The following is a 22,961-nucleotide window of genomic DNA, read 5'->3' on the forward strand; positions in this document are numbered from 1 at the left end:
TGGCGTCGCAGGGTGTTCCGGCGGGGGAGTGGTCTGATAAGTATGCGGGCACCTGCTGGAAAACCGGTCGATGGGAGGGCCTCAGATGCCCGGAAGCACAGCCCGCAAGCGGAACAGGTCCCGGATCGTCGGCACGGTGGCCCTGGCCGCCGGCGCCTCCCTCCTGCTCGCCGCGTGCGGCAGCACCAAGGACACCGGCGCCTCCAGTACCGGCGGCGGTGACGGCAGCGGCAAGGTCGGGGTCGTCCTGCCACTGCTGACCTCGCCGTTCTGGCAGTCGTACAACGACTACGTGCCGAAGATGGCGAAGTCCGAGGGCGTGGACGCGATGAAGACCGTCAACTCCAACAGCGACCCCTCACAGCAGATCACCGACATCAACAACCAGCTCAACCAGGGCGTCAAGGGCCTGGTCGTCGCCCCGCTGGACAGCGCCGCCATCGAGGCGGGACTCGACCAGGCCGAGCGCAAGGGCGTGCCGGTCGTCGCCGTGGACGTGGCGCCCGACAAGGGCAAGGTCGCGATGGTCGTGCGGGCGAACAACGTGGCGTACGGCGAGAAGGCCTGCCAGTACCTCGGTGAGCACATCACCTCCGGCAAGGTCGTGCAGATCATGGGCGACCTCGCCTCGGTCAACGGCCGCGACCGCTCCGAGGCGTTCCGCGCCTGCGTGAAGAAGAACTTCCCGAAGCTGAAGGTCCTGGAGATCCCCGCCAAGTGGGAGTCCGACACCGCGGCCTCCAAGCTCGACACCCTGCTCAACGCCCACCCCGACATCAAGGGCATCTACATGCAGGCGGGCGGCGTCTACCTGGCGCCCACCCTCCAGACCCTCAAGTCCAAGGGGATGCTGAAGAAGGCCGGGCAGCCGGGACACATCGCCATCGTCTCCAACGACGGCATCCCGCAGGAGTTCGACGCGATCCGCAAGGGCGAGATCGACGCGACCGTCTCCCAGCCCGCCGACGCCTACGCCAAGTACGGCATGTACTACATCAAGGCGGCGATGCAGGGGAAGACGTTCAAGCCCGGCCCGACGGACCACGACTCGACCATCGTCAAGCTGCCCAGCGGCATCCTGGAGGACCAGCTGCCCGCGCCGCTGGTGACGAAGGACAACGTCGACGACCCCAAGCTCTGGGGCAACACGGTCAAATGAGCACCCCACTCGCTGAAGCGCGGGGCATCGTCAAGCGGTACGGCCCCACCACCGCCCTCGCCGACGGGCAACTCACCGTCCTGCCGGGCGAGTCCCACGCCCTCGTCGGGCGCAACGGCGCGGGCAAGTCGACCCTCGTCAGGATCCTCACCGGCCTTCAGGCCCCCGACGAGGGCACCGTCCGCTTCGACGGCGACCCCGCGCCCCCGCTCGCCGACCGCGACGCCTGGCGCCGCAAGGTCGCCTGCGTCTACCAGCATCCGACGGTTGTCCCCGAACTGACCGTCGCCGAGAACCTGTTCATCAACCGGCAGCCGCTCCGGCGCGGATTCATCAGCTGGCGCAGCCTGAAGGCCGAGGCGTCCCGGCTCCTCGACACCTGGGACGTGCGCGTCGACCCCGACGCCCGCACCGCCGACCTCAAGGTCGAAGACCGGCAGATGGTGGAGATCGCCCGGGCCCTCAGCTTCGGCGCCCGCTTCATCATCCTCGACGAACCCACCGCCCAGCTCGACAACCGCGAGATCGAGCGGCTGTTCACACGCATGCGCGCCCTCCAGGCCTCCGGCGTCACCTTCCTGTTCATCTCCCACCACCTCCAGGAGGTGTACGAGGTCTGCCAGACCGTCACGGTCCTGCGCGACGCCCGCTGGATCACCACGGCACCGGTGGCCGACCTGCCCCGCCAGGCCCTGGTGGAGGCCATGGCGGGGGAGACGATCGCCGAACAGGCCGAGCGGCGAAGGACCGCAGCTGCCGCGGGGCCCGTCCTCCTCGACGTCCGCGGCCTCACCTCGCCCGCGTACGAGAACGTCGACCTCACCGTCCGCCGCGGCGAGGTCGTCGGACTCGCCGGATCCAGCGCCAGCGGCAAGATCGAGCTGGCCGAGTCGTTCACCGGACTGCACACCCCCACCGGCGGGACGGCCCGGATCGACGGCGCCCCGCTGCCGTTCGGCGACGTGCAGGCCGCGCTGAAGGCCGGCGTCGGCTTCGTCCCCCGCGACCGGCACGACGAGGGGCTGGTGTTCGGCATGTCCATCGGTGACAACGCCACCCTCACGGTCCTGGACCGGCTCGGCCGGTTCGGCTTCGTCGGCACCGACCGCAAGCGGGGTGTCGCCACGGCGCTGATCGAACGCCTCGACATCCACGCGGAGGGCCCCGACCAGCCCGTCTCGGACCTGTCCGGCGGCAACGCGCAGAAGGTCGTCATGGCCCGGGCGCTCGCCTCCGACCCACGGCTCCTCGTCCTCGTCAACCCGACCGCGGGCGTCGACGTGAAGTCCAAGGAGTCCCTGCTCGCCCGGGTGGACAGCGCCCGCGAGGACGGCACCGCCGTGCTCGTCGTCTCCGACGAACTCGACGACCTCAGGCGCTGCGACCGGGTTCTCGTCCTCTTCCACGGCCGTGTCGTCGCCGAGCACCCGGCGGGCTGGCGCGACCACGAGCTCATCGCCTCCATCGAAGGAGTGGACCATGGCTGACACCAAGGCGGCCCCGCCGCTCGCGCCCGCGCGAGTCACCGACCCGCGCGCCGCCAAGGCCGTCCTCCTCCGCCGCGCCCGCGAACTCGCCCTCGTGCCCGCCCTGTTGCTGCTCCTCGTGCTCGGCGCGGTGGTCAACGACTCGTTCCTCACCGAGCGGAACATCGTCTCGATCCTCGGCGCCTCGGCCGCCCTCGCGATGGTCGTGCTCGCCGAGTCCCTCGTGCTCATCACCGGCAAGTTCGACCTGTCCCTGGAATCGGTCGTCGGCATCGCACCCGCCGTCGGCGCCCTGCTCGTGCTGCCCGCCGCCGCGTCCGGCTGGGGCACCGAACTCCCGGCGGCGCTCGCCCTGTTGGCGGTCCTCGTCGCGGGCGCCGTGGTCGGCGCCTTCAACGGCGTCCTGGTCGTGAAGTTCAAGCTCAACGCGTTCATCGTGACGCTCGCGATGCTGATCGTGCTGCGCGGCCTGCTGGTCGGCGCGACCAAGGGCAAGACGCTGTTCGGGATGCCCGACAGCTTCTACTCGCTGGCGACCACCACCTTCCTCACCGTGCCGCTGTCCGTATGGCTCGCCGCGATCGCCTTCGCCGTCGCCGGGCTGGTCCTGAAGTACCACCGCGTCGGCCGAGCCCTGTACGCCATCGGCGGCAACGCGGACGCGGCCCGGGCGGCGGGCATCCGGGTGGAGCGCGTCATGCTCGGCGTGTTCGTCGTCGCGGGCGTCCTCGCCGCCGTCGGCGGCATCATGCAGACCGGGTACGTCGGCGCGATCAGCGCCAACCAGGGCCAGAACATGATCTTCACCGTGTTCGCGGCCGCGGTGATCGGCGGCATCGCCCTCGACGGCGGCAAAGGCACCATGTTCGGCGCGCTGACCGGCGTACTCCTGCTGGGTGTCGTGCAGAACCTGCTCACCCTCGCCCAGGTGCCGTCGTTCTGGATCCAGGCCATCTACGGCGGGATCATCCTGGTCGCCCTCATGATCGCCCGGGTCACCACGGGCCGCGCCCAGGACTGACCCGCCCGCCTCCGCAACCGACCCGAAAGGCCCCCCGTGTCCCCGACGCCCGCCCGCATCACCGCGGTCGACACCCACGACATCCGCTTCCCCACCTCGCGCGAGCTCGACGGTTCCGACGCGATGAACCCGGACCCCGACTACTCGGCGGCCTACGTCGTCCTGCGCACGGACGCGGCCGACGGGCACGAGGGGCACGGATTCGCCTTCACCATCGGGCGGGGCAACGAGGTGCAGGTCGCCGCGATCGAGGCGCTGCGCGGACACCTGATCGACCGCTCCGTCGACGACCTGTGCGCCGACCCCTCCACCCTGAACCGCGACCTGATCGGCGACAGCCAGCTGCGCTGGCTCGGGCCCGAGAAGGGCGTGATGCACATGGCGATCGGCGCGGTCGTCAACGCCGTGTGGGACCTGGCCGCCAAGCGCGCCGGCCTGCCGCTGTGGCGGCTGCTCGCCGAGGCCGAACCCGAATGGCTGGTCCGCCAGGTCGACTTCCGCTACCTCACCGACGCCCTCACCCCCGAGGAAGCCCTGACCCTGCTGCGCCACGGCAGACAGGGCGCCGAGGAGCGCACGGCCCGGCTGCTGGAGCGCGGCTACCCCGCCTACACCACCTCGCCCGGCTGGCTCGGCTACGACGACGAGAAACTCACGCGGCTCGCGGCCCGGGCCGTCGCCGACGGCTTCCGGCAGATCAAGCTCAAGGTGGGCGCCGACCTCGACGACGACATCCGCCGCTGCCGGGTCGCCCGGTCCGTCATCGGCCCGGACATCCGCATGGCCGTCGACGCCAACCAGCGCTGGGACGTCGACGAGGCGATCCGCTGGACCAAGGCCCTCGCCGAGTTCGACCCCTACTGGATCGAGGAGCCCACGAGCCCCGACGACATCCTCGGCCACGCGGCGATCCGCCGCGCCGTCGCCCCCGTGAAGGTCGCCACCGGCGAACACGTGCACAACCGGATCGTCTTCAAACAGCTCCTCCAGGCCGGTTCGCTCGACGTCGTCCAGATCGACGCCGCCCGCGTCGGCGGTGTCCCCGAGAACCTCGCGATCCTGCTGCTCGCGGCCAAGTTCGGCGTCCCGGTCTGCCCGCACGCGGGCGGCGTCGGCCTGTGCGAACTCGTCCAGCACCTGTCGATGTTCGACTACGTGGCCCTGGCCGGAACCACCGAGGACCGCGTCATCGAATACGTCGACCATCTGCACGCCCACTTCCTCGACCCGGTCGTCATCAGCGAAGGTCATTACACGGCACCCACCGCGCCGGGCTTCTCGGCCGCCATGCGGCCCGAGTCGCTGGCGCGGTACACCTACCCGGGCGGCGAGTTCTGGGCCGCCGACCTCGACGAGCAGAAGAAGGGTCGGGCTGCATGAGCGACTTCGAGGGCATCAGGGCCCTGGTGACGGGCGGCGCCTCCGGCATCGGCCGGGCGACCGCGGAACTCCTGGCCGAGCGCGGCGCCCAGGTCGCCGTCCTCGACCTGGACCCGTCGCCGGTCGACAAGCCCCTGCTGGCCTACCGCGCGGACGTCACCGACGACGCGTCCGTGCGCGAGGCCGTCGCGGCGGCGGTCGCCGACCTCGGCGGACTGGACGTCCTGGTGAACAACGCGGGCATCGGCGCCCAGGGCACCGTCGAGGACAACTCCGACGACGACTGGCACCGCGTCTACGACGTCAATGTCGTCGGCATGGTCCGCACCACCCGCGCCTGCCTGCCCCAGCTGCGCGCCTCCGCGCAGGCGGCGATCGTCAACACCTGCTCCATCGCGGCCACCGCGGGCCTGCCGCAACGCGCCCTGTACAGCGCCACCAAGGGGGCCGTGTACTCGCTGACCCTCGCCATGGCCGCCGACCACGTCCGCGAGGGCATCCGCGTCAACTGCGTCAACCCGGGCACGGTCGACACGCCCTGGGTCGGCCGCCTCCTCGACGCGGCCCCCGACCCGGCCGCCGAACGCGCCGCCCTGCAGGCCCGTCAGCCCACCGGCCGCCTGGTCTCCCCGGCCGAGGTCGCGGGCGCCATCGCCTACCTGGCGAGCCCCCTGTCCGGCGCCACCACGGGCACCTCGCTCGCCGTCGACGGCGGCATGCAGGGCCTGCGGCTGCGCCCGGTGACGCGGTGAACCGGCTCGGCGGCAGCGGCGTCCGGGTCAGCGCCCTGTCCTTCGGCGCGGCGGCGATCGGCAACCTGTACACCGAGGTCGGCGAGGAGCAGGCCCACGAGGCCGTGGAGGCCGCCTGGCAGCGGGGCATCCGCTACTTCGACACCGCCCCGCACTACGGCCTCGGCCTGTCCGAACGCCGCCTCGGCGCCGCCCTGCGCGGCCACCCCCGCGACCGGTACACCGTCTCCACCAAGGTGGGCCGCCGCCTGGAGCCCTCGGACGGCACCGGTGACGACCTCGCCGGCGGCTTCGCCGTGCCCGCCACCCACCGGCGCGTCTGGGACTTCAGCGCCGACGGCATCCGCCGCACCCTGGAGTCCAGCCTGGAGCGCCTCGGCCTCGACCGGGTCGACATCGTCTACCTCCACGACCCGGACGAGCACGCCGAGTGGGCCTTCCGCGAGGGCTACCCGGCGCTGGAGAGGCTCCGCTCGGAGGGCGTGGTCGGGGCGATCGGCGCCGGGATGAACCAGGCGGAGATGCTCACCCGCTTCGTCCGCGACACCGACGTCGACGTGGTGCTGTGCGCCGGCCGCTACACCCTGCTGGACCAGAGCGCCCTCACCGGCCTGCTGCCCGCGGCCCACGAACGCGGCAAGTCCGTCGTCATCGGCGGCGCCTTCAACTCCGGCCTGCTGGCGAATCCGCAGCCGGGCGCGAAGTACAACTACACCGTCGCACCCTCCGACCTGGTCCAGCGGGCGCTGCGCCTGAAGTCCGTCGCCCACCGCCACGGCACCACGCTGCGCGCCGCCGCCCTGGCCTTCTGCGCCGCCCACCCGGCCGTCGCGAGCGTCCTCGTCGGAGCCCGCTCGGCGCACGAAGTCCGCGACTGCGCCCATCAGTTCGCCGCCCGCGTGCCCGCCGGGTTCTGGCAGGACCTGCGCGCCAAGGGCCTGCTGCCCGCCGACGCCCCGGTCCCCGCCGAGGAACCGGCCAGGACGCCGTCCAGCGCGCCGTCCGACGCGCCGTCCGACGCGCCGTCCAAGGCACCGTCCGAGGCCCCGGCCAAGGAGCCGTCATGAGAGTCGCCCTGCACACCAAGGTCCGCGCCGACAGGATCGCCGACTACGAGGCCGCCCACCGCGAGGTGCCCGAGGAGCTCACCGAGGCCATCCGCGCCGCCGGCGCCACCTCCTGGACGATCTGGCGCAGCGGCACCGACCTGTTCCACGTCCTGGAGTGCGAGGACTACGCCCGTCTCCTCGCCGAACTGGAGAAACTGCCGGTCAACGTCGCCTGGCAGGCCCGCATGGCCGAACTGCTGGACGTGGTGCACGACTACTCCGGCGAGGGCGCGGACGCCGGGCTGCCCGTCGTCTGGGAGCTGCCGTCATGACCGTGGTCGACGCCCACCACCACGTCTGGGACCTGTCCGTGCGGGACCAGGACTGGATCGCGGAAGGCAGCCCGATCCGACGCGACTTCACCGTGAAGGATCTCGCACCCGAGGCCCGCGCGGCGGGCGTCGACCGCACCGTCCTCGTCCAGACCGTCACCGTCCCCGAGGAGACCCCGGAGTTCCTGGCCCTCGCCGACGAGCACGAGCTGATCGCCGGGGTCGTCGGCTGGACCGACCTCACCCGCCCCGATGTCGCCGACGAGCTGGCCCGGCTGCGTGAACTGCCCGGTGGGCGGTACCTCAAGGGCATCCGGCACCAGGTCCAGGGCGAGCCGGATCCGCAGTGGCTGCTGCGTCCGGACGTACGCCGCGGTCTGACCGCGGTGGCCGAGGCGGGGCTGGTGTACGACCTGGTCGTGCTGCCCCACCAGCTCCCGGCCTGCACCGAGGCGGCCGCCGCCCTCCCGCAGCTCACCTTCGTCCTCGACCATTTGGGCAAGCCGCCCATCGCCTCCGGCGCCCTCGAACCCTGGGCGTCCGGCCTCCGGGCCCTCGCTGCGCTGCCCCACACCGTCTGCAAGCTCTCCGGCATGGTCACCGAAGCCGACCTCGCGTCCTGGACGATCGACGACCTGCGCCCGTACGCCGACGTCGTACTGGAAGCCTTCGGCCCGGACCGTCTGATGTTCGGCTCGGACTGGCCGGTGTGCACCCTCGCGGCGGCCTACGGCGATGTGCTCGACACCGCGCGCCGGCTGACCGGCCCCTTGGAACACGCCCGGATCTTCGGGGGCACCGCCACCCGCGTCTACGACCTCTGAGCCACCCCGGTCAGCCGCGTCGGCGGCAGATACTCTCGTACGTACGTCCGCTCCCAGCACGCGCCCGTCTCCCGCAGCTCGCGCCAGGTCGTGTACCGGTAGCGGAAGAGGCGGGCGCGGACGAAACGGGGCGGCGCGTCGGGCGGGAAGGGGGAGCGGCGCAGCAGCTTCAGCGTGTCGCGGTCGTTCTCCAGCAGCCGTTCCACCAGGGCGCCGAACCACACACCGGCGTACGCGGGGGAGAGGGCCGCGAACCACATCATCCAGTCGAGGCGCAGATGGTACGGCGCGAACTGGCGCGGCCAGCGCCGGGGATCACCGGGCTTGCCCTTGAACTCGTACTCCCGCCAGTCGGAGTCCTCGCGGGGGACGTCGTCGGCCGTGCCCTCGACGACCACCTCGTAGCGGACCCGGCTGACGCTGCCGAACGCGCCGTAGGTGTTGACCAGATGGAGCGGGTCGAAGGAGCGGTTCATGATCTGCCGGCGGGAGATCATGTTGCGGACGGGCTGGTAGCTGAGACCCACCAGCAGCGCGGCGACCGCGAGGACCACGACCTCGTACCAGAGCGGCGCGTCGGGCACCGACGGCGGATCGCCCGGGAACTCCACCGCCGACAGGGCCAGCACGATCGTGATCCAGTTCAGCCAGGCGAAGTTGCCCGACAGCACCAGCCACAGCTGGGTGACGATCATCAGCGCGGCGGCGGCCGTCGCGACCGGCTGCGGGGTGAACAGCGCGAACGGCACCACGAGTTGCGTGAAGTGGTTCGCGGCCACCTCGACCCGGTGCAGGGGCCTGGGCAGATGGTGGAAGAACCAGCTCAGCGGGCCCGGCATCGGCTGCGTCTCGTGATGGTGGTCCAGGCACGTCAGCTTCCGCCAGCACTCGTCGCCGCGCATCTTGATCAGTCCCGCGCCGAACTCCACACGGAACAGGATCCACCGCAGCAGGAACAGCACCACGACGGGCGGCGCCACCTCGTCGTTGCCGAGGAACACGGCGAGGAAGCCGACCTCCAGCAGCAGCGACTCCCAGCCGAACGAGTACCAGGTCTGCCCCACGTTCACGATCGACAGGTACAGCACCCACGGCACCAGCCACAGCAGCATGCCGCCCCACAGGGGCAGCAGCGAGTCGAGCCCGGCCAGCAGCCCCGCCGACACCGCGCAGCCCGCCCACGCGCAGACGGCGAAGAAGGAGTCCGAGTAGTGCAGCTGGAACAGGCTCGGCGCCCGCTTGAACGGCACCCGCTCGACGAACCGCGGCACCGGCAGCATGCCGCGCTGCCCGATCAGCGCGCGGAACTGCAGCGCCGCCGTCAGGAACCCGACCAGGTACACGGCGGCCAGCGCCCGCTGGAAGACCAGCCGGCTCAGCCAGTAGTCGGATGCGGTGAACCAGTCCACGGCCCTGCGTACCTCCCAGTGCTGCGCCGGACCTCGGTGTCACGCTCCGTGTGCCACCGTTCCGGTTGCGTGACCTGAGTGAGTGAAGCAAACAATAGTGATGACGGCGATATATGTGACGAAGTGGGCTGGAGGGTGAGGTGCGGAGACCTACCGGGACCTTCGTCACGGCCTGCGCGCTCTTGGCCGCGCTCCTCCTCTCCGGCTGCGGGGGCGACAGCGGCGGCGACGGCGATGGCGACGCCGCGGGCGCCGGCGGGGCACTCTTCCTCCAGCCGGCCGCGGTCCAGGGGCCGAACCCCTTCACGGACTCCACGGCCACCACGACGGTTACCCCGTCCCCCACCCCCCGAACGCCGGAGTCGGTCCCCCCGGGCGGCGCCGCCCGGGTCTCCGCCGGTCTGAACGCCCTGCGCTCGCTCTCCGGCGGAACACCCGGCCTGTACGGCGGCATCGAGCGGACCGGCAGCTGTGACGTCGCCCGGCAGATCGGCCACCTCACCCGCGACCGGGCGAAGACGCGCGCCTTCGCCCGGGTCGCGGGCGTCTCCCCGGCGTCCGTCCCGGACCACCTGCGCGGACTGACCCCGGTGGTGCTGCGCGCCGACACCCGCGTCACCGGCCACGGCTTCCGCGCCGGCCGGGCACTCGGCCACCAGGCCGTCCTCCAGGCGGGCACCGCCGTCCTGGTCGACGACCGAGGGGTGCCGCGCGTACGGTGCGCCTGCGGCAATCCGCTCCGCCCGCCGGTGGCGCCGCGCGGCACGCCGGACACCAAGGGCACCCCCTGGCCCGGTTACCGGCCCGGCCGGGTCATCGTCGTGACCCCCGCCCCACAGGTGATCGCCACCTTCACGATCGTCGACGTCACCACCCGCACCTGGATCGAACGGCGCACCGGCCACGACGTACGCCACGACCGGGCACTGCCGCCACCGGTCTGGGCGACGGACCCGCCGCCACCGGCGCCGGTGCCGTCCGAGCTCCCGCGCGAGTCAGGCGCTTCGCTCTCACGCGAGTCAGGCGCTTCGCCGGACCCGGCAGGCACGTCCTCCTGGGACGCGAGCTACCCGAGTGACATGAGCCCCCAGGTCACCACCACGGACGCACCACCGGCCGACGGCACCGGCCCGCTGCCCGACGAACCGTCCCCCGAAGACCCCGCCGGCCCCGACGCCGACGAGGTCGGCCCCGACGCCGTGCCGGACAGTCCCGATCCGCCCGACGGAGCCGGGCTGATTCCCGACGACCGGGCCGTCGAGAGCATCCCCGGCAGCCCCACGGACGTCTTCACCAACTGAGGGCCCGTTCGGCGGAGTGGCCCGTAAACTCAGCACATCCGGTCGAAGAATCGGACGAATCCTGGCAAGGTGGGCCCATGGCTGATCGGGGAGCGAGCGCCCTGTCCCTCCCGGACGACTGGCCCGCCCACCCGGACCCGATCCTCGCGCTCAACCGGATGGGCAGCTTCGACTGGGACCTGGACACCGGCCTGATGCAGATGGACGCCCAGGCCCACGACATCTTCGACATGCGCCCCGACGAGTACGACGACCACCCCGAGACGCTCGCCAAGCGCGTCCCGCCCGGCGAGGCCCGGCGCCTGGACACCGCGGTCTCCCAGGCCCTGAAGGACGGCAGCGAGAACTACGGCGCCTACTTCCGCATCCGGCGCCGCGACGGCTCCCTGCGCTGGACCCACACCCAGGGCTACATCCGCCGCGACGACACCGGACGGCCCCGCCGCATCATCGGCATCGTCCGGGACGCCACCGAGGAACTCGCCGAGAGTGAGGCCCGCAGCGACGAGGCCGCCCAGGACGAGGCCCGCCGGCAGCAGACCAGCGTCGTCGAACTCACCACGGCCGCCCTCGCCCACGCCCGCACCGTCCAGGACGTCATCGACGTCCTCAAGGACACCCACGGCCTCGTCCACCTGGGTGCCACCAGCCTCGTCATGGGCCTGGTCGAGGCCGGTCGCATCCGCCTGGTCGCCGAGGGTCCCTCGGACAGCTTCGTGCCCGGCACCCGCATCACCCGGATCGACGAGCCCTACCCGATGAGCGAGGCCGTACGGACCCTCAGCCCCTGCTTCATCGAGTCGCCGGAGGAGTTCGCCGAGCGCTACCCGATCCTCTGGCCGCACATCACCGACCTGAACATCACGTCGGCCGCCTATCTGCCGCTCATCGTCCAGGCACGGCCGATCGGTGCGATGGGCCTGCTCTACAGCGACCGGCGGGGCTTCACCCCCGAGGAGCGCAACATCCTCGTCGCCCTCGGCAGCAGCATCGCGCAGAGCCTCCAGCGGGCCATGTTCTACGAGCAGGAGATGGACCTGGCGCAGGGCCTCCAGCAGGCCATGCTGCCCCGGACCATCCCGAGCGTGCCCGGGGCCGACGTCGCCGTCCGCTACCGCGCCGCCACCATCGGCGGCTCCGTCGGGCGGGACATCGGCGGCGACTGGTACGACCTGATCCCGCTGCCCGGCGGCCGGGTCGGCGCCGTCATCGGCGACGTCCAGGGCCACGACACGCACGCGGCCGCCGTCATGGGCCAGTTGCGCATCGTGCTGCGCGCCTACGCCGCCGAGGGGCACACCCCGGCGACCGTGATGGCCCGCGCCTCCGTCTTCCTGCACGAACTCGACACCGACCGCTCCGCGACCTGCCTGTACGCGGAGGCCGACCTGTCCACCGGCGTGCTCCAGATGGTCCGGGCCGGCCACATCGATCCGCTCGTGCGGCACACCGACGGCTCCTGCCGCCGCGTCACCGTCCCGGGCGGCCTGCCGCTCGGCCTGTCCGCCGAGTTCGGCCGCCTCGACTACCCGGTGAGCACCGTGGAGCTGGACCCGGGCGAGACGCTGCTGCTGTGCACCGACGGCCTGGTGGAGCAGCCCGGCGCCGACCTCGACGACGGTATGCGCACCCTCACCGCACTCGTCGCCACCGGTCCCGACGACGTACGGGACCTCGCCGACCGGCTCATCGACGTGGCCGCCGAGCGCGGCGGCGACGACGACGTGGCGCTGCTCCTGCTGCGCCGGCGCGGCCCGGACAGCCCGCGGTCCGGCCAGCGGCTCCAGCGGCACGTCGCCCCCGGCGACCCGGCGGCCCTGGCCGACGCCCGGCACATGATCCGCACCGCGGTCGGTGTCTGGGGAGCCAGGGAGCGCGCCGACGACATCGAACTGGTCGCCGACGAGCTGATCACCAACGCCCTGATGCACACCGAGGGCTCCGCGATCGTCACCCTGCGGGCCCTCACGGGCTCCGAGCGCCGGCTGCGCGTCGAGGTCGAGGACTCCTCCAGCGCCCTGCCACGCCGCCGCGAGGCGGGCGAGTCGGGCGTCTCCGGGAGGGGCTTGCTGCTGGTCGAGCTGCTCACCGACGTGTGGGGCGTGGAGGCGCGCGGCGGCGGCAAGGCCGTGTGGTGCGAGTTCGTGGTGCCCGACCCCGAGTGAGACCGCGTGGCACTCTGGACCTATGCCGGAACTCCCCGAGGTCGAGGCGCTCAAGGACTTCCTCACCGAGCACCTCGTCGGCCACGAGATCGTGCGGGTGCTGCCCGTCGCGATCAGCGTCCTGAAGACGTACGATCCGCCCCTGTCCGCGCTGGAGGGCCACGAGGTCGCCGCCGTGCGCCGGTACGGCAAGTTCCTCGACATCGGGACCGAGGACGGGCCGCACTTCGTGACGCATCTGGCCCGCGCCGGCTGGCTGCACTGGAAGGACCGCCTGCCCGACGGCCCGCCCCGCCCCGGCAAGGGCCCCCTCGCGCTGCGCGTGGCCCTGGAGACCGGCGCCGGCTTCGACCTGACCGAGGCCGGCACCCAGAAGCGGCTCGCGGTGTACGTCGTGGCGGACCCGCAGGAGGTCCAGGGCATCGCCCGGCTCGGCCCGGACCCGCTGGCCGACGACTTCGACGAGCGGCGCTTCACGGAACTCCTGGCCGGTGAACGGCGGCAGCTCAAGGGCGCGTTGCGCGACCAGGGCCTGATCGCGGGCGTGGGCAACGCCTACAGCGACGAGATCCTGCACGCGGCGAAGATGTCGCCCTTCAAGCTGGCCGCGTCCCTGAGCGAGGAGGAGACCGGGCGGCTGTACGCGGCCCTGCGCGACACGCTCACCGAGGCGGTCGAACGCTCCCGGGGCGTGGCGGCCGGCCGGCTGAAGGCCGAGAAGAAGAGCGGCCTGCGCGTGCACGGCCGCACCGGCGAGCCCTGCCCGGAGTGCGGCGACACCGTCCGCGAGGTGTCCTTCAGCGACTCCTCGCTCCAGTACTGCCCGACCTGCCAGACGGGCGGCAAACCGCTGGCGGACCGCAGGATGTCCCGGCTGCTGAAGTGACCCGGCCCCGCCCTCAGCGGGGCGGGGGCGACCACTCGTGTGTACATCAGCACCCGGTCGCCCGGCTCCGGGGCGCACGGCGTGCCCGGCGGCAGGGGCGGATGGACGACAGCCCCTTCGCGGACGGACCGGTCTACTGGGGCTGGAGTCTCACCAGGACCTCTCCGGACGCCGAGCGGACCTCGTAGCGGGCGGTCTCGTCGGGATGCTTGGAGGAACTGGCCATCATCGTGCTGGGGTGGGTGTCGTGCCCGGGTCCGTGCCAGCTGGTCGCGGTCTCCTCGGTGCCGTCACGGCCGACGATGACCAGGTGGCAGGACCGGGGACCGGCCGCGTCCTTCACCTTCAGCTCGACCTGACTGCCCGAGGCCTTGTCCTCCACCGTGACCTGGGCCCAGACACCCGACCGCGCGTCGGTCGCAGCGATCCGCACCGGCTCCTCGGCGCTGCCCCGCGCCATCATCGCCACGCCGGGTACCGACACGGCGATCATCACCGACGCGGCCAGGCCGAACAGCATGCGGCGGCGTCCGGCCCGGCGCCGGGTCGCCACCTCGGCCAGCAGCCGGTCCAGCATGCGCGGCCCGGGCTGCGCCATCGGGTGCACGAACCGTGGCGTCGCCCGCCGGTACAGCATCAACTGCCGTGTGGTCGGGCCGAATTCCGTCACCTCTGCGGCGCACCGAGGGCACTCCATGAGGTGGTCCTCGAAGCGGAAGGCCTCCGCCTCGTCCAGCACGCCGAGCGCGTAGGCGCCGACGTCGCGATGCCTTTCCAGGGACCTCATGCCGAATCCTCGTGCCGTTGGGTGCGGGTGGGGTTACTCCTTGCTCCCACCGGTACGGACCAGGCAGCGGAATCACTCAAGCCGGTGACACAATCGCAACCAAAGGATTCGGAGCCCTCCGGCCCGCGGATTGGTCCGGGGCCGCAGAAATCTAAAAAAGATGGATGGCGAGGTGTCCCAGCGGCAGTCCGAGCTGCCAGGCGGGCGTCCAGACCTTCGGCCCCTCGTCCTCCCCGACCACCGGAGCACCGCCCGGCACCGCGTTCAGGTCGGGCGCGAGCAGCTCCGTCTCCTGGAGCCAGCGCCAGGCCTCCTCCGCCAGGTCCAGGTCCGGCGCGGGCCGGCCCGACTCCGCGGCCGCGGCGGCGACCTCGGCGAGCCGCTCGCGCACCCACTCCTGCCACGGCTGGTCGTACGCCGTCAGTGACAGCCACGTCTCCAACTGCGTGACGACCCGGATCCCGGAGAGCTCTCCCTCGGTGTCGGAGAGGAAGATGGTCAGCGCCAGGGCGTCCCGCCCCGCGCGGAACTCGAAGGACGTCGGCGGCATCAGATCGCCGGTCCGCAGCAGCTCGTCGGCGATGTACTCGGCATACAACCACGCCATGGGGACGGTCAGTTCACCGCCGGCGCCGTCCGTGCCCTCTTCGCTTCTGTGCAGCATCCCTTCCTGCCTTCCTCCGGTACGTGCGCGTCGCCCGACACCGGGCTCCGGGGCACTGGCGGCCCCATCCGGAACACGGATGGGAACAGCCGATTACTCAACCGGGGTCCTCAGCAAGGCGCTTTACGGAGGCTTGACTCGGCCATTGGTTTCAGCGCAGGTCGGCGGCGTATCCCGGAAGCACCCGGCGCAGGGCGCGCAGCGCGTAGTACGCGCGGGACTTCACGGTACCGGGCGGGATCCCGAGGGTCGCCGCGGCTTCCGCCACACTCGCCCCCTGGAAGTACACGAGCACCAGGACTTCACGGTGTTCCGGAGTGAGTGTCTTCACAGCCTGGCGGACGTCGAGCATCGCCGCGGCCCGCTCGGCGTGGTCGGAGATGACCCGCGCGTTCTCCAGCACGGCGTCGCCGACCTCGGCGGGACGCGCCTGCCGGGCCCGCCGGGCGTCGATCGCGAGCCGCCGCCCGACGGTCATCAGCCAGGGCCGTACGGAGTCGAAGTCGTCGGCGCGCAGGGCTTCGGGGTGCTGCCAGGCACGCACCAGCGTCTCCTGCACCAGGTCCTCCGCGCGCTGCCGGTCGCCGTCGCAGAGCCGGAGCAGCAGCGCGAAGAGGGGCCGGCCGTGCTCCCGCTGCAGTGCGGCGAGCTCGTGCTCGGCGGTCGTCCCGTTCGTGAGAGTGGATCCGGCCGTCATGGCCGTATGCCACCGCAGGGCGCAGCCGGGGGGACAGGGCACGTACCCGGCTGTGCGGCGGACGGTCGATCGCGTCGACGAACGGTTCGACGAACGGTCACGGCGTCCGGCCATGCGGGTGCCGGACGGGCTGATGAGCGTGTCGGAGCCGCGTGGGGCGCTGTGTGCCTTCTTTCCTGTTCGTGTGTAAATACGACCACAACGCCCACCGTGGGGTGAATGGATGATCGCACGCAGTCGACAGGTGGCCCTGGCCCTGACCGTCGCCCTCGCCGCGGGCGCCGCCTGCCAGGCGCGCAACCACGAACCGGCCGGCCATGGACGCTCGGCACCGTCCGCGGTCGCACCACGCGGCTTCACACTGGTCGCCTCCGGCGACGTCCTCCCGCACACCTCGATCATCGAACGGGCCCGCTTCGACGCCGGCGGCACCGGCTACGACTTCCGGCCGATGCTCGCCGGGATCCGCTCCGTCGTCGCCCCTGCCGACGTGGCCCTGTGCCACATGGAGACCGTGTACGGCGCGAGGGGCGACTACACCGGCTACCCCGCCTTCAAGTCCCCGCCCGAGGTGGCCCCGGCCCTCGCCGCCACCGGCTACGACGGCTGCTCCACCGCCTCCAACCACACCCTCGACGACGGCGCCGACGGTATCCGCCGCACCCTCGACGCCCTCGACCGCGCGGGCGTCCGGCACGCCGGCTCGGCACGCACCGAGGAGGAGGCCCGCACGGTGACGGTCCTCCAGGCGGGTCCGGCGAAGGTCGCCCACCTCGCCTACACCTACGACACCAACGGCATCCCGCTCCCCGGCGGGCAGCCCTGGGCCGTGAACCTCATCGACGAGACCACGGTCCTCGCGGACGCCCGGGCCGCGCGCGAGGCGGGCGCCGACGTGGTCGTGGTCTCCCTGCACTGGGGCACCGAATGGCAGGACACCCCCGACGAACGGCAGCTGACCCTGGCCCGGAGCCTCACCGCCGAGCGCAGCGGGAGCCGCCCCGCCATCGACCTGATCCTCGGCACCCACGCGCACGTCCCGCAGGCCTACGAGAAGGTCAACGGCACCTGGGTGATCTACGGCATGGGCGACCAGATCGCCGGCGAGATGACCAACCACCAGGGCGCCCGGGACCCGCGCGGCAACCAGTCCACCCTCGGCCGCTTCACCTTCGCCCCGCCCGCACGGCCGGGCGGCCGCTGGGAGGTGACGAAGGCCGAGTTCGTCCCGCAGCTGTTCGACGTCGACGCCGGCCGGGTCGTCAACCTCAACCGGGCGATCGCCCAGGGCGCCGGCGTACAGGCCGTCCGCGACCGCATCCGCGACGTCGTGCTCAGCCGGGGCGCGGCCGAGGACGGCCTGGTGATGGGGAAGTAGGCCGGCACAGCCGCCCGGTCAGCGCCGCGCCAGCTCCGAGCGCCGGTAGGAGTACGCGAAGTAGACCACGAGCCCCAGCGCGAACCAGACGGCGAACCGCGCCCACGTCTGCCACTGGAGGAAGGTGATCAGCCAGATCGAGAAGACGATGCCCAGCGCCGGCACCACCGGCATCCACGGCGTACGGAACGTGCGCGGCAGGTCCGGCTGCCGGTAGCGCAGCACGATCACCGCCGCGCACACCACGACGAACGCCAGCAGGATGCCGATGTTGGTCAGCTCGGCCGCCTCGCCGATCGGCAGGAACCCGGCGATGGCGGCCGACGCGACCCCCACGATCCAGGTGACACGCGTGGGCACGTGCCGCGTCGGGTGCGTCTTCGCGAACCACTTGGGCAGCAGCCCGTCACGGGACATGGAGAACCACACCCGGGTCACCCCGAGCATGAACGTGAACATCACCGTCAGGATGCCGATGATCGCGCCCACCGCGATGACGTCGGCGAGACCGCTCAACCCCACCGACTTGAACGCCGTCGAGAAGCCGCTCTCCTTGTCGATGTCCTTGTAGTCCTGCATGCCCGTCAGCACCAGGCAGGCCGCCACGTACAGGACCATCGAGATGACGAGCGAGTAGATGATCGCCTTCGGCATGTGCCGCTGTGCGTCCTTGGACTCCTCGGCCGCCGTCGACATGGCGTCGTAGCCGAAGACCGCGAAGAACACCGTCGCCGCGCCCGTGAACGCCCCGCCCACCCCGTATGGGAAGAACGGGTTGTAGTTCGCCGTGTCGATGTGGAACACGCCGACGCCGATCACCAGCAGCACGACCAGGACCTTCAGCACCACCACGACCGTCTCGAACCGGGCCGCGTTCTTGATGCCGAGGGTCAGCAAGTAGGCGATGAGCAGGCACAGCAGTGCCGCGAACAGATCGACCTTGTGCCCGTCGCCGGTGCCGGGCGCGCCCAGCATCCAGTCCGGCAGGTCGGCGCCCATCTCGCCGACCAGGAAGCTGAAGTAGCCCGAGATGCCGATCGCGACGACCGCCACGATCGCCGTGTACTCCAGCAGCAGGTCCCAGCCGATGAACCAGCCCGCGAGCTCGCCGAGCACCGCGTAGCCGTAGGTGTAGGCGGAACCGGCCTTCGGGATGAGCCCGGCGAACTCGGCGTAGGACAGGGCGGCCGCGGCACTCGCGACGCCCGCGATGAGGAAGGACACGAGCACGGCCGGACCCGCCGTACCGTTGGCCACGGTTCCCGCGAGGGTGAAGATGCCCGCGCCGATGATGCCGCCGACCCCGATGGCGGTCAGCTGCCACAGCCCCAGGGATCGTTCCAGCTGGGTGCCCTTGCCGACTTCCGTCTCCTCGATCCGCTCGATGGGTTTGCGACGGAGAATCCCTTGACCCATGCGGAGCCCGGCCATGCGCCTCACCTCTTCGCGATCGGCAAACGGCTGATGGCGGATCATGATGGCCCAGGTGGCCCCGCGACGGAAGACACCGCGCAAGGCGCGGCCGGCACCGGGCGAGGCGGCGGCCGGCACCGGGCGAGGCGGCGGCCGGCACCGGGCGAGGCGGCGGCCGGCACCGGGCGAGGCGGCGGCCGGCACCGGGCGAGGCGGCGGTCGGCACCGGGCGAGGCGGTGGTTGGCACCGGGCGAGGCGGTGGTTGGCACTGGGCAAGGCGGCGGACGGCACCGCGCAGGCACCCGCCGCGTCACCGGGCCAGTGCGCGGAGCTCCTTACGGCACCACCGTCACCGGCCACCGCCCGGCCTTCACCAGGCGCACCGCCACCGATCCGACGATCCGGTGGCCCGCCTGCTCGGACGCGCCCACGACCACCGCGTCCGCCTTGAGGTCGTCCGCCGCCTTCACCAGGCCGCTGTAAGGGTCGCCGCGGAACGTGTGGAACTCCCAGCGGACCTCGAATATCCCCTTGAGCCGCTCGGCCGCGTCCCGGATGTACGCCACCAGGTCCTCGGCGATCTCGTCGGTCGTCTCGGCCACCGGCGCCCCGAGCGCCGCGCCCGCCGCCAGCACCGGCTGCACGTACACCACGGCGAGCAGTGCGTGCTGGCGGCGGGCCAGGCCGGCGGCGTAGGCCGCGGCCCGCAGCGACGAGTCGGAGCCGTCCACCCCGACCACGATCACCTTCGGTCCGTCCGTGCCCCGTTCGAACTGATGGGAGTGCTGTTCCGTCACGCCGCGAGGCTATCGGAGGCCACAGCTCCGGCTCTGCGCCGGGAGCTGTTCGAGGGGCGGGAAGACGCGGGTGTTCCTATCGTCGAAACATGAGTGCCAGCACGGACACCGGGACGGCCGGGAAGGACACCACCGGCCCGATACGGCCGCCCCGCGGCCGGGCCCACGGCTTCCCCGGCCGGGTACCCGAGGGCTTCGCGGTCCTCTTCGGCGCCCTGGGCCTGCTCTGCGCCCTGCTGGCGGTCATCCCGCCGCTGCGCACCGGGCTCCGCCCCCTCGTCCGCTTCCTCGACCTGCTGCTCGTCCCCGTCAGCGCCAACCTCGCCTACGCGGTCTTCCTGTTCCTGCTCGCCGCCGCGACCGGCGCCCGCAAGAAGATCGCCTGGTGGCTGGTCGTCGTCTACCTGGGCCTGCTGGTCCTGACCGACATCCTCGGCATGGCCGTCGGCGAGTTCGCCGAGTCCGTGCCGTCCTTCGTGGTCTGCGGCCTCGCCCTGATCCTGCTGATCGTCGCCCGCCGAGAGTTCTACGCCGCCTCCCGCCGGGCCGCCGTACGCCGGGCACTCGCCGTGCTCGTGGCCGGGCTGGTCGGGGCGATCCTGGTCGGCTGGGGCCTCGTCGAGGCGTTCCCGGGCACACTGCCCCGCGGTGAGCGCCTCGCCTGGGCCGCCAACCGGGTCCTGGGCGGCCTGGTGCCCGCGGACAGCTTCGACGGCCGCCCGCCGCACGCCCTGTTCTTCCTGCTCGGCCTGTTCGGTGCGCTCGCCCTGCTGAACGCCGTCGCCACCCTGTTCCGTTCGCAGCGCCTGGAAGCCGCCCTGCACGACGACGAGGAGGCCCGCATCCGCGCCCTCCTCGCCCGCTACGGCGACCAGGACTCCCTCGGCTACTTCGCCACCCGCCGTGACAAGGCCGTCGTCTTCTCGCCCAGCGGCAAGGCCGCCGTCACCTACCGTGTCGAGGCCGGCGTGTGCCTGGCCGGCGGCGACCCGGTGGGCGACCGGGAGGCCTGGCCGCACGCGATCGCCGCCTGGCAGGAGATGGCCCGCCGGTACGCCTGGGTACCGGCCGTGATGGGCGCCTCCGAGGAAGGCGCACGGGCCTTCGTGCGCGCCGGGCTCGGCGCGCTCCAGCTCGGCGACGAGGCGATCCTGCACGTCCTCGACTTCGACCTCGACGGCCGCGACATGCGCGTCACCCGCCAGGCCGTCAACCGCGTCCGCCGCACCGGCGCCACCTGCCGCGTCCGCCGCCACTCCACCCTCAGCGAGGAGGAGATGCGGCAGATCGTCGAACGGGCCGACGCCTGGCGCGACACGGAGACCGAGCGCGGCTTCTCCATGGCCCTGGACCGCCTCGGCGACCCGGCCGACGGCGACTGCCTCCTCGTCGAGGCCCACGACAAGGACGGCCGCCTCCTCGCCCTCCAGTCCTTCGTGCCCTGGGGCAGGGACGGCGTCTCCCTGGACCTGATGCGCCGTGACCGTACCGCCCCCAACGGCGTCATGGAGTTCATGGTCGCCGAACTGTGCCACGCCGCACCGAAACTGGGCGTGCGCAGGATCTCGCTGAACTTCGCCGTCTTCCGCTCCGTGTTCGAGGAGGGCGCCCGCATCGGCGCCGGACCGGTGCTCCGCCTCTGGCGCCGCCTGCTGCTCTTCTTCTCCAAGTGGTGGCAACTGGAGGCCCTGTACCGGTCCAACGCCAAGTACCGCCCCGAGTGGTACCCCCGTTTCCTCTGCTACGCGGACGCCGCCTCGCTCGCCCGGGTGGGACTCGCCTCCGCAATCGCCGAGGGCTTCGTCTCCGTACCGTCGATGCGCACGTTGTGGGGCAGGGGAAGAGGGCACTCGAAGGGCGGACAGCGGCCCGCCACCACTCAGGGGCTGCCGTCACTGGCGGCGCTCGGCCTCGCCGGAGGGGACGGGACCGAGCCCGCCGACCCTCTCGCCGGCCTGTCCGACCAGGTCCGCGTCCGGCACCGCAAACTCGACCGGCTGCGCGCCGCGGGCACCGACCCCTACCCGGTGGGCATCCCGGCCCGCCCCCACACCCTCGCCGGCATCGAGCAGGGCGACGACGTCACCGTCGCCGGCCGGATCATGCTGGTCCGCGACTTCGGCGGCATCGTCTTCGTCGTGCTGCGCGACTGGTCCGGCGACCACCAGCTCGCCCTCACCCGCGACCGCTCCGGCCCCGCCCTGGACCGCTTCACCGCCGACACCGACATCGGCGACCACATCACCGCCACCGGCCGCGCGGGCGTCAGCGACCAGGGCGAGCCGACCGTCTTCGTCACCTCCTGGCAACTCACCGGCAAGTGCCTGCGCCCCCTGCCCGACAAGCGCCGGGGCCTCGCCGACCCGGAGGCCAGGGTCCGCCGCCGCTACCTCGACCTGGTCGCGAGCCCCGGCGCCCGCGAGGTGATCCGGGCCCGCTCCACCGCCGTCCAGGCCCTGCGCCAGGGCCTGCTGGAACGCGGCTACCTCGAGGTCGAGACACCGATGCTCCAGCAGATCCACGGCGGCGCCAACGCCCGCCCCTTCACCACCCACATCAACGCCTACGACCTCGACCTCTACCTGCGCATCGCCCCCGAGCTGCACCTGAAGCGGCTGTGCGTCGGCGGCCTGGAGAAGGTCTTCGAGCTGGGCCGCACCTTCCGCAACGAGGGCGTCTCCTACAAGCACAACCCCGAGTTCACGATGCTGGAGGCCTACCAGGCCTTCGCCGACTACGACGTGATGCTCGACCTCGTCCGCGAACTCGTCCAGGGCGCCGCGACCGCCGCCTTCGGCGCACCCGTGGCCCACAAGGACGGCAAGGAGTACGACATCTCCGGCCAGTGGCCGGTCAAGACCGTCCACGGCGCCATCAGCGAGGCCCTCGGTGAGGAGATCGACCCGGGCACCGGCACCGAGACCCTCAAGCGGCTGTGCGACGGCGCCGGGGTGCCCTACACCGCCGACGACGGGCACGGCGACATCGTCCTGGAGATGTACGAGCGGCTGGTGGAGGAGCGGACCGGGCCGCCCACCTTCTACAAGGACTTCCCGACCGACGTCTCCCCGCTCACCCGGCAGCACCGCACCGACCCGCGCCTCGCCGAACGCTGGGACCTCGTCGCCTTCGGCACCGAACTGGGCACCGCCTACTCGGAGCTGACCGACCCCGTCGAGCAGCGCCGCCGCCTTACCGCCCAGTCCCTGCTCGCCGCCGGGGGAGACCCCGAGGCGATGGAACTCGACGAGGACTTCCTCGACGCCCTCGAGTACGCCATGCCGCCCACCGGCGGCCTCGGCATCGGCGTCGACCGGCTGGTCATGTTCCTCACCGGACTGACGATCCGGGAGACCCTGCCGTTCCCCCTGGTGCGCCGCCGCTGACCCTTCCGCGTGAGCCGTCCGGGTGAAAACGTGCCGCCGCGCCGGTGTTGCTCAGGTGCGTCGACCTTCAGCC

19 protein-coding genes are annotated in these 22,961 nt (G+C 72.2%); 13 read left to right on the forward strand and 6 right to left on the reverse strand.

Annotated features, from left to right (window positions below; translation table 11 throughout):
* Positions 1-85 precede the first annotated feature (85 nt).
* Genes ACH4G3_RS14885 through ACH4G3_RS14920 form a run of 8 tightly spaced genes read left to right on the forward strand, consistent with a single transcriptional unit; the run spans position 86 to position 8,004 of the window.
* Positions 86-1,159, forward strand: coding sequence for a sugar ABC transporter substrate-binding protein (locus tag ACH4G3_RS14885; protein ID WP_397624825.1), 1,074 nt, complete (start codon positions 86-88; stop codon positions 1,157-1,159).
* On the forward strand, positions 1,156-2,646 hold the full coding sequence (locus ACH4G3_RS14890) for a sugar ABC transporter ATP-binding protein (RefSeq protein ID WP_397624826.1): 1,491 nt from the start codon (positions 1,156-1,158) through the stop codon (positions 2,644-2,646). Before ACH4G3_RS14885 ends, ACH4G3_RS14890 begins: the two co-directional genes overlap by 4 nt.
* Positions 2,639-3,667, forward strand: coding sequence for an ABC transporter permease (locus ACH4G3_RS14895; protein ID WP_354749826.1), 1,029 nt, complete (start codon positions 2,639-2,641; stop codon positions 3,665-3,667). The genes ACH4G3_RS14890 and ACH4G3_RS14895 overlap by 8 nt, the downstream gene beginning before the upstream one ends.
* 36 nt (positions 3,668-3,703) lie before the next feature.
* Positions 3,704-5,047 carry an L-fuconate dehydratase gene (locus ACH4G3_RS14900; protein ID WP_397624827.1) on the forward strand — a complete coding sequence of 448 codons (1,344 nt, stop codon included), beginning with the start codon at positions 3,704-3,706 and terminating at the stop codon, positions 5,045-5,047.
* Positions 5,044-5,799: an SDR family NAD(P)-dependent oxidoreductase gene (locus ACH4G3_RS14905; protein WP_397624828.1), complete on the forward strand. Its 756-nt coding sequence runs from the start codon at positions 5,044-5,046 to the stop codon at positions 5,797-5,799. Before ACH4G3_RS14900 ends, ACH4G3_RS14905 begins: the two co-directional genes overlap by 4 nt.
* On the forward strand, positions 5,796-6,866 hold the full coding sequence (locus tag ACH4G3_RS14910; RefSeq protein WP_397624829.1) for an aldo/keto reductase: 1,071 nt from the start codon (positions 5,796-5,798) through the stop codon (positions 6,864-6,866). The genes ACH4G3_RS14905 and ACH4G3_RS14910 overlap by 4 nt, the downstream gene beginning before the upstream one ends.
* Complete coding sequence (locus tag ACH4G3_RS14915; RefSeq protein ID WP_397624830.1) at positions 6,863-7,180, forward strand: L-rhamnose mutarotase; 318 nt, start codon at positions 6,863-6,865, stop codon at positions 7,178-7,180. The genes ACH4G3_RS14910 and ACH4G3_RS14915 overlap by 4 nt, the downstream gene beginning before the upstream one ends.
* On the forward strand, positions 7,177-8,004 hold the full coding sequence (locus ACH4G3_RS14920) for an amidohydrolase family protein (protein WP_397624831.1): 828 nt from the start codon (positions 7,177-7,179) through the stop codon (positions 8,002-8,004). Before ACH4G3_RS14915 ends, ACH4G3_RS14920 begins: the two co-directional genes overlap by 4 nt.
* Here the strand turns inward: ACH4G3_RS14920 and ACH4G3_RS14925 are convergent.
* Positions 7,992-9,413: a lipase maturation factor family protein gene (locus ACH4G3_RS14925; protein WP_397624832.1), complete on the reverse strand. Its 1,422-nt coding sequence runs from the start codon at positions 9,411-9,413 to the stop codon at positions 7,992-7,994. The genes ACH4G3_RS14920 and ACH4G3_RS14925 overlap by 13 nt on opposite strands.
* 140 nt (positions 9,414-9,553) lie before the next feature.
* On the opposite strand from ACH4G3_RS14925, the gene ACH4G3_RS14930 reads away from it, so the two are divergent.
* The 3 genes from ACH4G3_RS14930 to ACH4G3_RS14940 all read left to right on the forward strand — a co-directional run bounded on the left by ACH4G3_RS14930 (position 9,554) and on the right by ACH4G3_RS14940 (position 13,765).
* A complete protein-coding gene (locus tag ACH4G3_RS14930; protein ID WP_397624833.1) occupies positions 9,554-10,714 on the forward strand; it encodes a DUF6777 domain-containing protein in 1,161 nt (386 codons plus the stop codon).
* A 77-nt stretch (positions 10,715-10,791) separates the two neighbouring features.
* Complete coding sequence (locus ACH4G3_RS14935; protein ID WP_397624834.1) at positions 10,792-12,879, forward strand: SpoIIE family protein phosphatase; 2,088 nt, start codon at positions 10,792-10,794, stop codon at positions 12,877-12,879.
* A gap of 22 nt (positions 12,880-12,901) precedes the next feature.
* A complete protein-coding gene (locus ACH4G3_RS14940) occupies positions 12,902-13,765 on the forward strand; it encodes an Fpg/Nei family DNA glycosylase (RefSeq protein ID WP_397624835.1) in 864 nt (287 codons plus the stop codon).
* Between the two features lie 133 nt (positions 13,766-13,898).
* On the opposite strand, the gene ACH4G3_RS14945 is transcribed toward ACH4G3_RS14940, so the two are convergent.
* The 3 genes from ACH4G3_RS14945 to ACH4G3_RS14955 form a co-directional block, all read right to left on the reverse strand.
* The gene (locus ACH4G3_RS14945) at positions 13,899-14,552 is read right to left on the reverse strand and encodes a zf-HC2 domain-containing protein (RefSeq protein ID WP_397624836.1); all 654 of its coding nucleotides are present in this window, start codon (positions 14,550-14,552) and stop codon (positions 13,899-13,901) included.
* Between the two features lie 151 nt (positions 14,553-14,703).
* Complete coding sequence (locus ACH4G3_RS14950; RefSeq protein WP_020275826.1) at positions 14,704-15,216, reverse strand: hypothetical protein; 513 nt, start codon at positions 15,214-15,216, stop codon at positions 14,704-14,706.
* Positions 15,217-15,367: 151 nt separating this feature from the next.
* Positions 15,368-15,913 carry a sigma-70 family RNA polymerase sigma factor gene (locus ACH4G3_RS14955; RefSeq protein WP_306960889.1) on the reverse strand — a complete coding sequence of 182 codons (546 nt, stop codon included), beginning with the start codon at positions 15,911-15,913 and terminating at the stop codon, positions 15,368-15,370.
* Positions 15,914-16,136: 223 nt separating this feature from the next.
* Here ACH4G3_RS14955 and ACH4G3_RS14960 point away from each other — a divergent pair, with 223 nt between their 5' ends.
* Positions 16,137-17,291, forward strand: coding sequence for a CapA family protein (locus ACH4G3_RS14960; protein WP_397624837.1), 1,155 nt, complete (start codon positions 16,137-16,139; stop codon positions 17,289-17,291).
* Positions 17,292-17,309: 18 nt separating this feature from the next.
* Here the strand turns inward: ACH4G3_RS14960 and ACH4G3_RS14965 are convergent, their stop codons facing one another.
* The gene (locus tag ACH4G3_RS14965) at positions 17,310-18,722 is read right to left on the reverse strand and encodes an amino acid permease (protein ID WP_397624838.1); all 1,413 of its coding nucleotides are present in this window, start codon (positions 18,720-18,722) and stop codon (positions 17,310-17,312) included.
* Positions 18,723-19,040: 318 nt separating this feature from the next.
* A complete protein-coding gene (locus ACH4G3_RS14970; RefSeq protein WP_354742020.1) occupies positions 19,041-19,502 on the reverse strand; it encodes a universal stress protein in 462 nt (153 codons plus the stop codon).
* 89 nt (positions 19,503-19,591) lie between these two features.
* Here ACH4G3_RS14970 and lysX point away from each other — a divergent pair, with 89 nt between their 5' ends.
* Positions 19,592-22,888 carry a bifunctional lysylphosphatidylglycerol synthetase/lysine--tRNA ligase LysX gene (lysX, locus tag ACH4G3_RS14975; protein ID WP_397624839.1) on the forward strand — a complete coding sequence of 1,099 codons (3,297 nt, stop codon included), beginning with the start codon at positions 19,592-19,594 and terminating at the stop codon, positions 22,886-22,888.
* The last annotated feature ends 73 nt before the right edge of the window (positions 22,889-22,961 follow it).

This window comes from Streptomyces afghaniensis (assembly GCF_044327915.1).
In the GTDB taxonomy this organism is placed as follows: Bacteria; Actinomycetota; Actinomycetes; order Streptomycetales; family Streptomycetaceae; genus Streptomyces; species Streptomyces afghaniensis.

Coding starts and splice junctions, on each gene's coding strand:
- ACH4G3_RS14935 (WP_397624834.1), top strand. CDS start 10,792: ATGGCTGATCGGGGAGCGAGCGCCCTGTCCCTCCCGGACGACTGGCCC.
- ACH4G3_RS14890 (WP_397624826.1), top strand. CDS start 1,156: ATGAGCACCCCACTCGCTGAAGCGCGGGGCATCGTCAAGCGGTACGGC.
- ACH4G3_RS14950 (WP_020275826.1), bottom strand. CDS start 15,216: ATGCTGCACAGAAGCGAAGAGGGCACGGACGGCGCCGGCGGTGAACTG.
- ACH4G3_RS14940 (WP_397624835.1), top strand. CDS start 12,902: ATGCCGGAACTCCCCGAGGTCGAGGCGCTCAAGGACTTCCTCACCGAG.
- ACH4G3_RS14920 (WP_397624831.1), top strand. CDS start 7,177: ATGACCGTGGTCGACGCCCACCACCACGTCTGGGACCTGTCCGTGCGG.
- ACH4G3_RS14885 (WP_397624825.1), top strand. CDS start 86: ATGCCCGGAAGCACAGCCCGCAAGCGGAACAGGTCCCGGATCGTCGGC.
- ACH4G3_RS14960 (WP_397624837.1), top strand. CDS start 16,137: ATGATCGCACGCAGTCGACAGGTGGCCCTGGCCCTGACCGTCGCCCTC.
- ACH4G3_RS14905 (WP_397624828.1), top strand. CDS start 5,044: ATGAGCGACTTCGAGGGCATCAGGGCCCTGGTGACGGGCGGCGCCTCC.
- ACH4G3_RS14915 (WP_397624830.1), top strand. CDS start 6,863: ATGAGAGTCGCCCTGCACACCAAGGTCCGCGCCGACAGGATCGCCGAC.
- ACH4G3_RS14965 (WP_397624838.1), bottom strand. CDS start 18,722: ATGGCCGGGCTCCGCATGGGTCAAGGGATTCTCCGTCGCAAACCCATC.
- lysX (WP_397624839.1), top strand. CDS start 19,592: ATGAGTGCCAGCACGGACACCGGGACGGCCGGGAAGGACACCACCGGC.
- ACH4G3_RS14955 (WP_306960889.1), bottom strand. CDS start 15,913: ATGACGGCCGGATCCACTCTCACGAACGGGACGACCGCCGAGCACGAG.
- ACH4G3_RS14945 (WP_397624836.1), bottom strand. CDS start 14,552: ATGAGGTCCCTGGAAAGGCATCGCGACGTCGGCGCCTACGCGCTCGGC.
- ACH4G3_RS14895 (WP_354749826.1), top strand. CDS start 2,639: ATGGCTGACACCAAGGCGGCCCCGCCGCTCGCGCCCGCGCGAGTCACC.